Annotated in this window: 11 protein-coding genes and 2 pseudogenes; 7 read left to right on the plus strand and 6 right to left on the minus strand. The window is 74.0% G+C overall.

Features of this window, described 5'->3' with window-relative positions; genetic code table 11:
* Positions 1-45 precede the first annotated feature (45 nt).
* The 5 genes from EF918_RS27045 (at position 46) to EF918_RS27065 (ending at position 3327) form a co-directional block, all read left to right on the plus strand.
* Complete coding sequence (locus EF918_RS27045; RefSeq protein WP_125651462.1) at positions 46-1170, plus strand: alpha/beta hydrolase; 1125 nt, start codon at positions 46-48, stop codon at positions 1168-1170.
* Positions 1171-1299: 129 nt separating this feature from the next.
* A complete protein-coding gene (locus EF918_RS27050; protein WP_125651465.1) occupies positions 1300-1734 on the plus strand; it encodes a hypothetical protein in 435 nt (144 codons plus the stop codon).
* On the plus strand, positions 1731-2042 hold the full coding sequence (locus EF918_RS27055) for a transcriptional regulator (protein WP_125651467.1): 312 nt from the start codon (positions 1731-1733) through the stop codon (positions 2040-2042). Before EF918_RS27050 ends, EF918_RS27055 begins: the two co-directional genes overlap by 4 nt.
* Before the next feature lie 135 nt (positions 2043-2177).
* Positions 2178-2531, plus strand: a complete 354-nt coding sequence (locus EF918_RS27060; protein ID WP_125651469.1) for an NTP pyrophosphohydrolase — start codon at positions 2178-2180, stop codon at positions 2529-2531.
* Between the two features lie 199 nt (positions 2532-2730).
* Positions 2731-3327 (plus strand): TetR/AcrR family transcriptional regulator, encoded by a 597-nt coding sequence (locus EF918_RS27065; protein WP_125651471.1) that lies wholly within the window; start codon positions 2731-2733, stop codon positions 3325-3327.
* Between the two features lie 103 nt (positions 3328-3430).
* On the opposite strand, the gene EF918_RS27070 is transcribed toward EF918_RS27065, so the two are convergent.
* Together EF918_RS27070 and EF918_RS27075 are read right to left on the minus strand one after the other, a co-directional pair.
* A complete protein-coding gene (locus EF918_RS27070) occupies positions 3431-3982 on the minus strand; it encodes a TerD family protein (protein ID WP_125651473.1) in 552 nt (183 codons plus the stop codon).
* A 149-nt stretch (positions 3983-4131) separates the two neighbouring features.
* Positions 4132-4758, minus strand: coding sequence for a class I SAM-dependent methyltransferase (locus EF918_RS27075; protein WP_125651475.1), 627 nt, complete (start codon positions 4756-4758; stop codon positions 4132-4134).
* Between the two features lie 158 nt (positions 4759-4916).
* Between EF918_RS27075 and EF918_RS27080 the strand changes: the two genes are divergently transcribed.
* Positions 4917-5744, plus strand: coding sequence for a glutamate ABC transporter substrate-binding protein (locus EF918_RS27080; protein ID WP_125651477.1), 828 nt, complete (start codon positions 4917-4919; stop codon positions 5742-5744).
* A gap of 359 nt (positions 5745-6103) precedes the next feature.
* On the opposite strand, the gene EF918_RS27085 is transcribed toward EF918_RS27080, so the two are convergent.
* The 4 genes and pseudogenes from EF918_RS27085 to EF918_RS27100 form a co-directional block, all read right to left on the minus strand.
* Positions 6104-6583 (minus strand): DoxX family protein, encoded by a 480-nt coding sequence (locus EF918_RS27085; protein WP_125651479.1) that lies wholly within the window; start codon positions 6581-6583, stop codon positions 6104-6106.
* A gap of 199 nt (positions 6584-6782) precedes the next feature.
* The gene (gene rraA, locus EF918_RS27090) at positions 6783-7277 is read right to left on the minus strand and encodes a ribonuclease E activity regulator RraA (protein ID WP_125651481.1); all 495 of its coding nucleotides are present in this window, start codon (positions 7275-7277) and stop codon (positions 6783-6785) included.
* 300 nt (positions 7278-7577) lie between these two features.
* Positions 7578-8399 (minus strand): annotated as a pseudogene (locus tag EF918_RS27095) (crotonase/enoyl-CoA hydratase family protein); the annotation flags it as partial.
* Positions 8400-8438: 39 nt separating this feature from the next.
* Positions 8439-9371: pseudogene (locus EF918_RS27100) on the minus strand (DMT family transporter); the annotation flags it as partial.
* Between EF918_RS27100 and EF918_RS27105 the strand changes: the two are divergent.
* Positions 9328-9703, plus strand: a 376-nt coding sequence (locus EF918_RS27105; RefSeq protein WP_148141265.1) for a GntR family transcriptional regulator, incomplete at its 3' end; no start/stop codon positions are given. The pseudogene EF918_RS27100 and the gene EF918_RS27105 overlap by 44 nt on opposite strands.

Consider the following 9703-nt stretch of genomic DNA (forward strand, 5'->3'; position numbering starts at 1 on the left):
GGTAGTCATCGGCGCGCTCGAAGACGCCTCACAAGGGGAGATGGCATGTCGTTCGACCGTAGGACTTTGTTGGGGAGTTCGGCCGCCCCCGTCGCGGCCGCCGCCCCCCAGGGCGTCGCCCTCGAACTGCCGCGCCCCACCGGGCCGCTGGCCGTCGGCCGGGACTCCCTGCACCTCGTCGACCGGTCCCGCAAGGACCCCTGGGTGCCCACCGCCGACCGCGAGCTGATGCTCTCGCTGTTCTACCCGGCCCGCCCGCGCACCGGCACGCCGAGCTCGTACATGACCGTCCCCGAGGCCACGACGCTGCTCGCCCAGTGGCCCGGCGTCGGCGACCGGGTGACCCCGGAGCAGGTGGCGGCCACCCGGACGTACGCCCGCGAGGACGCCCGTCCGCAGGCCGGCCGCTACCCCCTGGTGGTGCTCTCCCCGGGCTTCACCGTGCCGCGCACCACCCTGACCGCGCTGGCCGAGGACCTCGCCTCCCGGGGCTATGTCGTGGCCGCCGTCGACCACGCGTACGAGTCGGCCGGCACGAGCTTCCCCGGTGACCGGCTGCTGAGCTGCCTCGCCTGCGAGCAGGTCCGGCCGACGCAGGACTACCGCCGCGTCTCGGACGGCCGGGCCAAGGACATCGCCTTCGTGCTCGACCGGCTCACCGGCCCCGGGGCCGTCTGGCGCCACTCCCGGCTCATCGACCCCCGGCACATCGGGATGGCCGGCCACTCGATCGGCGGGGCCTCGGCCGCCTCGACCATGGCGGCGGACCGCCGCGTGGACGCCGGGGTCAACATGGACGGCACGTTCTTCACACCGGTGCCCGAGAGCGGCCTGAACGGCCGGCCCTTCATGATGCTGGGCGGCGATCCGGCCCTGTGGCCGCCCGGGAGCGAAGAGCCGAGCTGGAGCACGGCCTGGACCCGGCTCGACGGCTGGAAGCGCTGGCTCACCGTCACCGGCACCGGCCACTTCGCCTTCACCGACACCCCGTACCTGGGCGACCAGCTCGGCATGACCGACCCGGACTCCCCGCTGTCCGGCACCCGCTCCGTCCAGATCACGCGCGCCTATGTGGGCGCCTTCTTCGCCCAGCACCTGAAGCACAGCCCCCAGCCCCTGCTGACGGGCCCGAGCCCCGCCCACCCCGAGGTGGTCTTCCGGCAGCAGTGACCCGACCCGGTTCACTTGCCGAGGTGGAACTACTTGCCAAGGTGGAAAGGAGAGGCGATCCTGGAAACGTCAGAGGCGTTCCTAGGGATCCCTAGGCGTTCCTACGTGTTTCCAGGGGGAGTTGTGGCCATGGGCGGAGCCGGTGCGGACGGAACGGGGAAGGCCGTGGAGGCCTTGGGCCGGGTGGCGGACCTGGAGCGGGCCGCCCGCCGGGGCAGCGGTTGGTACGCCACCTACCTCACGGTGTTCGCCGCCGGCCAGCTCGTGCTGGTGCCGATGGCCCTGCTCTGGCACGGCCTGGCGGCGGCGACGACGTTCGCCGTGCTCCAGGTGGTGCTGGTGGGCGGCATGAGCGCGTACGCCGCCAAGCAGCGCGTGATGCGCCGGGGGTTCGGGATGCGGCACGGGCTGATCATCGGGGTGTGGGGCCTCCTCTTCGCCCTGACGGTGCTGCTCGGCCTGCACGCGTTCGCCGACCAGGTGGGCTTCGCGGTCGTGGCCGCGCTGGTCTGCGCCGCGCCGCCGGCCCTCGGCGCCCTGGCCGAGCGGCGGCGGTCGGCGTGACCCCGCCCGGAAGCCACCCCCGGCACGACCTCGACCCGCTGCTGAACGCACCCGTGCGGCTGTCGGTGATCGCGGCCCTGGCCCCGCTGGACAAGGCGGAGTTCGGCTTCGTCCGCGATCTGGTGGAGGTCTCCGACTCGGTGCTGTCCAAACAGGTGGCGGCCCTGGAGGAGGCGGGCTACGTCGAGGTCCACAAGGGCCGGGTCGCGCGCCGCCCGCGCACCTGGCTCGCGACCACCGCAGAGGGCCGTGCCGCCTACCAGCGGCACCTGGCCGCGCTCCGGGCCATCGCCACCGACTGGTCCTGACCGCGGGCGGTCGGCGCCGACCCGGGCGCCGAGCGCCGGGCGTCGACCGCCGGGCGTCGACCGCCGGGTGTCGCCCCCAGGCGCCGATCCCCGGCGCCGGCCGCCGGCCCGCGCTGCGGTGGCGATACTGGAGCGATGACCGTGCTGATGATCGTCGACGCCGCCAATGTCGTCGGCTCCGTGCCCGACGGCTGGTGGCGCGACCGTCGTGGGGCCGCCGAGCGGCTGCGCGACCGGCTCGCGCGGCGCGGCGGCGAGGAGGAGATCGTCCTCGTCGTCGAGGGAGCCGCGCGGGGCGTGGAGTCCGTCCCCGGCGTCCGCGTGGACGCCGCGCCCGGCAGTGGCGACGACCGCATCGTGGAACTGGCCGCCGCCCACGCGGACCGCGACTGCGTCGTCGTCACGGCGGACCGGGCCCTGCGCGAGCGGGTCGCCGCGTACGGGGCCCGGTGCGTCGGGCCACGCACCGTACGGCCGGAAGGAGGCTGACCGGCTCGCCGGCCGCGGGCGGGCCGGCCGGATCACCATCGGACCGATACGGGACTGTACCGATACGCAACCGTTCCGGTACGCTTCCGTATCGGAAACCTTCCCGCGGCGGCACGCACCGCCGCACCCGCCGCAGCCCGCACCCGCCGCAGCCCGTAGCCCGTAGCCCGTAGCCCGTAGCCCGCCAGGAAGTCACGCCATGACCACCGCAGCGCGCCGCTCCAGGATCACCCCGGAGCGGGAGCAGGAGCTCTTCGACGCCGTGCTGGACGAGCTGCGCGAACAGGGGTACGAGGCCCTCACCATGGAGGGCGTCGCCGCCCGGGCCAGCTGCGGCAAGTCCACCCTGTACCGGCAGTGGCAGACCAAGCCCCGCCTGGTGGCTGCTGCCCTGCGCTCCGGACGGCGCGGGCGCAGCCTGGCCGCCGTGGACACCGGAAGCCTCGCCGAGGACCTCCGCGCCGCCGCCCGGATCACGGCCGGCACCGCCGGCCGCGACACCCGGCTCACCCATGCGCTCGGCCACGCCGTCCTGGACGACGAGGACCTCCAGTGCGCCCTGCGCGACGCACTCATCGAGCCCGAACTCGCCGCCTACGCCGCCCTGGTGGACCGCGCCGTCCAGCGCGGCGAGATCCGCCCGGACCATCCGGCCGTGGAGTTCCTGGCCGCCCAGCTCATGGGCGTCCTGCGGATCGGCCCCGTCCTCCAGGGGCAGTACGCCGACGCCGACCACCTGGTCCGGTTCGTCGACGTCTGCCTGCTCCCCGCCCTGGGCCTCTCCCCGGCCCCCTGAGACCGGCAGGACGCCGTCACCGATGACCGGACGGCGGCCTGCCCGCGCTGCCGCGTGGGGACGAAGGCAGCGCACCGCCCAGGGCCGGGCGGCCCGTGCTCCCTCAGGGAGTGCCGGCCGCCCGGTCCGACGGCGCCGCGGTCATCAGCCGCAGGAACTCCTCCGGGCCGGCGTCGAACCCCCGCACCCCCGGCCGCAGCGTCCAGGTGCCCGCTTCCTCCCGGGTGAACTCGGCGACCACCGCCGCACCCGCCCCGGACGCGCCCGCCAGATCGTCCAGGACGAGATCGTCGTAGCCGGCCCGGATCCGTACGGCCGTGCCGCCGATGTCGCCGAACGACTTCGTCCGGGCGTCGTCCTGGATCAGCACGCCCACGACCACGCGCCCGAGCGCCGCGTCCATCCGGTCCAGCTCCAGCTTCAGCACCTCGTCGAAGCCGAAGCCCTGGCCCGTGCGGCTGTCCCGGTCGAGGGTGACCGTGCCGTCGGGGGAGCGGCGGCCGAAGTGCACCAGATAGGCCGGCTCGCCGTACGGATCGGCCGCCGGGAGGACCGCCGCGACGAGGTCCAGGTCGTGCGCGGGGGTGCCGGCCGGGCTGGGGTCCCACCGCAGCGCGACCTCGACCCTGGTCAGGCCCTTGCGTATGCCCGTCACCGAACTCCCCTTCCTCGTGGCAGCGTTGCCCGTTCATGCTGCCACGAGGAAGGGATCACGGCGGGGCCGGACGTACGATCCCGGCCACCGCCGGGTCCGCGCGCACGGGCGTATCGGCGCGTGCGCGCGTATCGGTGCGTGCGGGCGTATCAGCGCTTGCGGGCGTAGAGGAAGAGGTGGTCCTCCGGCCCGGCGGCCTCGCTCGCCGGCTGGTACGTCGACCGCTCGCTGAACAGCACCTCCAGGCCGAGCTCCGTCAGCCGTGCCACGTAGTCCTCCGTGGACAGACTGCTCACCGTCACCCGGTGGCCCATCCACTCGATCTCCAGGTCCTCGATGTCCCCGGGGACGGTGGCCATCACGAAGTGGCCGCCGGGCACGAGCCACCGCGCGATCCGCCGCAGCGAGTCCTCCACCTCCGGGCGGGTCATCACCAGCAGCGGGAAGAAGGCGCAGACCGCGTCGAAACCGCCGTCCGGCGGGGTGTACGTGCGGACGTCCGCCAGCTCGAAGCGTGCGTCGGGCACCCGCTGCCGGGCCAGCTCCACCATCGTCGGCGACACGTCGATACCGGTCACCGCGCAGCCGGCCGCCGCCAGCCGGGCGGCCACCGGCCGGCCGGTGCCGCTGCCGATGTCGAGGACGCGGGCCCCGGTGGGCAGCCGGGCCGTCAGCCATTCCAGGGCGGCGTGCTGCCCCGGCAGGTCCGCGAACGCGTCCTCGTACTGCGCGCCGATCCGGTCGAAGAGCTCCGCAGCCGACACCTGATCAGTCATCCGCCGTCCTTCCTGGTCACGAGGGGGCACCGCCTTAAGTTCAACGGTGTACCAGATCGTGATGCTCAAATCTTCCTCAGATCTAGTGACGCTGTGCTCATGCCCTCCTAGCTTCCTGCCGAGTACTGCTTGACCTGGTTCCATCTGAAAGAGTCCCCATGAAGCTTCCCAAGGCCGGTGCGGTCGCCGGTGTGATCGTTCTTGCTCTGACCGCGTCCGGCTGTGGTGCGGGGGAGGAAGCCAAGCAGCAGAAGATCGCCATCGGCATCAAGTTCGACCAGCCGGGCCTCGGACTGCGCGAGGACGGGAAGTTCACCGGCTTCGACGTGGACGTGGCCACCTATGTCGCCAAGGAGCTGGGCTACAAGCCGGAGCAGATCGAGTTCAAGCAGGTCTACAGCTCCGACCGTGAGCTGATGATCCAGTTCAACGAGGTCAAGTTCGTCGTCGCGAGCTACTCGATCAACGACAAGCGCAAGGCCAAGGTCGACTTCGCCGGCCCGTACTTCGTGGCCCACCAAGACCTGCTGATCCGCTCCAACGAGAACGAGATCACCAAGGCCGAGGACCTCAACAAGAAGCGCCTCTGCTCGGTCACCGGCTCCACCTCCGCCGAGAACGTCAAGGCCAAGGTGGCGCCCAAGGCGGAGCTGCAGGAGCTCGGCGGCTACTCCGAATGCCTGGTGGCCCTCCAGGACACCACCCTCGACGCGCTGACCACGGACAACTCCATCCTGGCCGGCTACGCCGCCCAGCCGCAGAACGTGGGCAAGTTCAAGCTCGCCAACCTCAACCTGAGCAACGAGTTCTACGGGATCGGGCTGAAGAAGGGCGACAAGGACCTCCAGAAGAAGATCAACGACGCCCTGCGCAAGATGGTCAAGGACGGCTCCTGGGACAAGTTCGTCCAGCAGAACTTCGGCGCGGCCCAGACCGCGGCGCAGTACCGCCACGAGCCCGCCCCGCAGATCACCGAGGGCCGCTGACCTTCCGCCGCCGCGTCCGTGCCCCGCACGGCACAGCCCCTGCCCGCCGGCACCGCGACGGCGTGCAGGGGCTGCTCGCTCTTTCGCACGGTCCCGGGACCGGAGGGAGCCGCCCGCACCGACCCGGTGATCGTGGAGCCAGTCAACCAAGCGGTGCCGGGGGAAGGCGACGGTGCGACGGCACGGAATTCACCCGGCGCCGGGCCCCCGCCTTCGTGAGATCGTACGGAACTCCAAGGCGGCCCTCCGCTTCGTCCGCGACGGCCGCCGGGGCTCGTGCGCGACGGCCGCCGGGCCCGAAGCCGTCGCCGGGCGCGGGCGGCCGGGCGGCGACCCGCCGCCCGGCGGCCGTCGCGGTGTCAGGCGGCGACGGTGGCGCGGGTGCGCTCGGTCTCCTCGGCGGAGCCCCGGACCTCACCGTCGGTCCCGGCCGCCGTGGCGCGGGAGCCGAAGACGTTCTGCAGCGCGAAGGCACCCGGGCCGGTGAAGACCAGCAGGAACAGGGCCCAGCAGTAGATCGCGGAGGACTCGCCACCGTTCTGGATCGGCCACAGGGCCTTCTCCTGGTGGACGACGAAGTACGCGTACGCCATCGATCCGGACGCGAGGAAGGCCGCGCCGCGGGTGCCCACGCCGAGCAGGACCATCCCGCCGGCGACGAGCTGGATCAGGGCGGCGTACCAGCCGGGCCAGGACCCGACGGGCACGGTGCCGCCGCCGTGCGCCCCGCCGAGGACGCCGAACAGCGAGGCGGCGCCGTGGCAGGCGAAGAGCAGACCGACGACGATGCGGAACAGGCCCAGGACGTACGGCTGGGCGGCGGAGAGGCGGTCGGACACGGGGGACACTCCTTGGGGTCGGGGACGCGCGTCCGTCACGGGCGGGGACGCAGAGGCGAGTGTGCTCGCGCCCCGCCCCGACGGCTCCGGTAGTGGCAGGGACATGCCGCATCCGGCCCCCCGATCCCGCCCCCCGAGCCTGTTTTTGGCACCACCCGGCCGCGCCGGGAATGCGGTCGACCGCCCCCGGCGCCCGGGCCTAGTCCCGCGGGGCGGCGGGGAGGACCACGACCCCGTCCTCGTCGGCGTACAGGGTGTCGCCGGGGCGGAAGGTCACTCCGCCGAACGTGACGGGCACGTCCACCTCCCCGGCACCGCTCTTGCCGCTCTTGCGCGGCACGGTGCCCAGCGCCGTGATCCCGATGCCCAGGCCACCGAGCGCCACGGCGTCACGGACCGCGCCGTGGACGACGATCCCGGCCCAGCCGTTGCGCACCGCGGCCCCCGCGATCAGATCACCGAGCAGCGCCGTCCGCAGCGAGCCCCCGCCGTCGACCACGAGCACGGCCCCGTCGCCGGGGCCGTGCACCACCTCGCGCAGCAGGGCGTTGTCCTCGTGGCAGGACACCGTACGGATGGTCCCGGCGAAGGAACGGTGGCCGCCGAACCGGCGGAACTGCACCTCGCAGATGTGCAGCCGCTCGCCGTGCTCGTCGTAGAGGTCGGTCGTGGGGACCGGGGAGATCATCGTCATGGCCGCCAGGGTAGACGCGGTCCATGCGGTCTCGGTCGGCGCGGTCCATGCGGTCTCGGTCGGCGCGGTCTACGCGGTCTCGGTCGGCGCGGGCTGCGCGGTTTCGGTCGGCGCGGGCTGCGCGGTTTCGTTCGGTGCGTTCGGTGCAGGCTGTGCGGTGGGTGCGGTGGGTGCGGTGGGTGCCGTAGGTGCCGTAGGTGCGGTCGGCGAAGTCCGCGGAGCCGGCCAAGCCGCGGAGTCGGTGGCGTCGCCGGAGTCGATGCCGTCGGCGGCGTCGCTGGCCTCGGTGAAGTGGGCGAGGTCGGCGAAGGAGCCGTGCCGTCCGGCCCCGGAGGCGAACCGCGCGGCGCCCGCGAGGGTCTCGCCGGCCGACAGCGGCACCATGCCGTGCCGCAGCTCGGCGGCCAGGGCCTCGGGCTCGGCCAGCCCGTGCTGCTCCCGTACGGACAGCCGGTCGTGCCGCAGGCACAGCTGCGGGAACGCGGCGATCTCCCGGGCGAGTTCCTCCGCGGCCTGCCGGGCCCGGCCCGCCGGGACGAGCCGGTTGGCCAGGCCGATCGCATGGGCCTCGACCGCCGGGACCGGGCGGCCGGTCAGGATCAGGTCCATGGCCCGGCTCTCGCCGATCAGCCGGGGCAGCCGTACCGTACCGCCGTCGATCAGCGGCACGCCCCAGCGGCGGCAGAACACCCCGAGCACCGCGTCCTCCTCGACCACGCGCAGGTCGCACCACAGCGCCAGCTCCAGCCCGCCCGCCACGGCGTGACCGGCGACCGCGGCGATGACCGGCTTGGTCAGGCGCAGCCGGGTCGGGCCCATCGGGCCGTCCCCGTCGGGTGCCACCCGGTTCCCGCGCCCGGTCCCCACGGCCTTGAGGTCCGCACCCGCGCAGAACGTCCCGCCCTCGCCCCACAGCACCGCGACCGAGGCTTCGTCGTCGGCCTCGAACGCCCGGAAGGCGTCGGCCAGTTGCCGGGCAGTGGGCCCGTCCACGGCGTTACGGGCAGCGGGCCGCGACAGGATCACGGTGGTCACCGGCCCGTCGCGCTCGACCCGGACGGCGTCGGCGGCGTCGGCGGAGGAGAAGCCGGCGGAGGGGGAATCGGCGGAGCCAGAGGTCATGGCGGCATTCTCACGTGGCCGCAGGCCGACGACCAGACCGACGATCACGACGGCGATCCCCAGCCACACCGACAGCCCGGGCGCGTCCGTACCGGTCACCGCACCGGCGGCGGCCGCGGCGAGCGGCGCGATGCCGGTGAGCAGGCCGGCCCGCCCGGCGCCGACGGCCCGTACGGTCGAGTACCAGAGCACGAAGGCGACGGCGGTCACCATCAGCGCCAGGTACCCCACGGCCGCCCACTGAGAGCCGGTCAGTGCCTCCACGGCCGAAGGCCCTTCGCCCGCACCGCCGAGCGCGGCGAGCATGAGGGCGCCCAGCCACACGGCGTGCACGGAGACGCCCCAGGGGCCGTGCCGGCGCAGCACCGGCACCGCGAGCAGGGTGAATCCGGCCTCGCAGGCCAGGGCCGCGGCTGCCCAGGCCACTCCGGTGGCATCGGTCCGGCCGGTGCCCTGGACCAGCACGGCCCCGGCCATGACCACGGGCGCGGCCACCAGCACCTGCCGGCTCGGCCGCTGCCGCTCCAGCAGCGGCCCGACCACCCCGAGCACCACGGGTACGCAGGCCACGGCGACGGCGATCACGGCGGGTTCGGCATGGCCGACACCGCGGACGACGGCCACGTTGAACAGCACGAGCCCGGTGGCCGCGATCCCGGCGAGCCACAGCCACTCCCGCCCCCGCGGCAGCACGAGGCGGGCCCCGGCCAGCCGGGCGAGGAGCAGCAGGATCACGGTGGCGACGGCGTAGCGGACCGCTTGGGCGGTGAGGAGGGGCGCATCGACGAGCGTGCGCGAGACGGTGACGCTGCTGCCGACGAGAGCCATGCCGGCGACGCCGGGAAGGAGCCGGGTGAGCGCGGGGGAGGAGACGGCGGAGGCCGTCGACGGGGTGGGCATGTCTCCACCGTGCCCGCACAATGGACCCATGGGCAGGTCCAAAACAGTGCCGTCGGAGGGGTCCGAACCCATCCCCACCGCCGACCGACCCGCGCGCCACCCCGGAGCCGGCCCCGGCGCCGCGCCGCCGGGCGGTCCGGGCAGGGGCGAGTCCGGCTCGGACTTCCTCCAGCTGGACATCGGCCGGGCGCCGGCCGGCGCCCGTACGGCGTGGCTGGCCGACCAGCTCCGCTCGGCCATCGCCGACGGCCGGCTGCCGGTGGGCAGCCGGCTCCCGGCCTCCCGCGTCCTGGCCGAGGAACTGGGCGTCACCCGCGGCGTGGTCACCGAGGCCTACCGCCGCCTGTCGGAGTCCGGCCAGACGATCGGCCGCGGCCGCCAGGGCACCGTGGTCGTGACCGCCC

This window comes from Streptomyces sp. WAC06614 (assembly GCF_003949795.1).
Classification (GTDB): Bacteria; Actinomycetota; Actinomycetes; order Streptomycetales; family Streptomycetaceae; genus Streptomyces.

Coding starts and splice junctions, on each gene's coding strand:
- EF918_RS27045 (WP_125651462.1), top strand. CDS start 46: ATGTCGTTCGACCGTAGGACTTTGTTGGGGAGTTCGGCCGCCCCCGTC.
- EF918_RS27050 (WP_125651465.1), top strand. CDS start 1,300: ATGGGCGGAGCCGGTGCGGACGGAACGGGGAAGGCCGTGGAGGCCTTG.
- EF918_RS27060 (WP_125651469.1), top strand. CDS start 2,178: ATGACCGTGCTGATGATCGTCGACGCCGCCAATGTCGTCGGCTCCGTG.
- EF918_RS27065 (WP_125651471.1), top strand. CDS start 2,731: ATGACCACCGCAGCGCGCCGCTCCAGGATCACCCCGGAGCGGGAGCAG.
- EF918_RS27075 (WP_125651475.1), bottom strand. CDS start 4,758: ATGACTGATCAGGTGTCGGCTGCGGAGCTCTTCGACCGGATCGGCGCG.
- EF918_RS27080 (WP_125651477.1), top strand. CDS start 4,917: ATGAAGCTTCCCAAGGCCGGTGCGGTCGCCGGTGTGATCGTTCTTGCT.
- rraA (WP_125651481.1), bottom strand. CDS start 7,277: ATGACGATGATCTCCCCGGTCCCCACGACCGACCTCTACGACGAGCAC.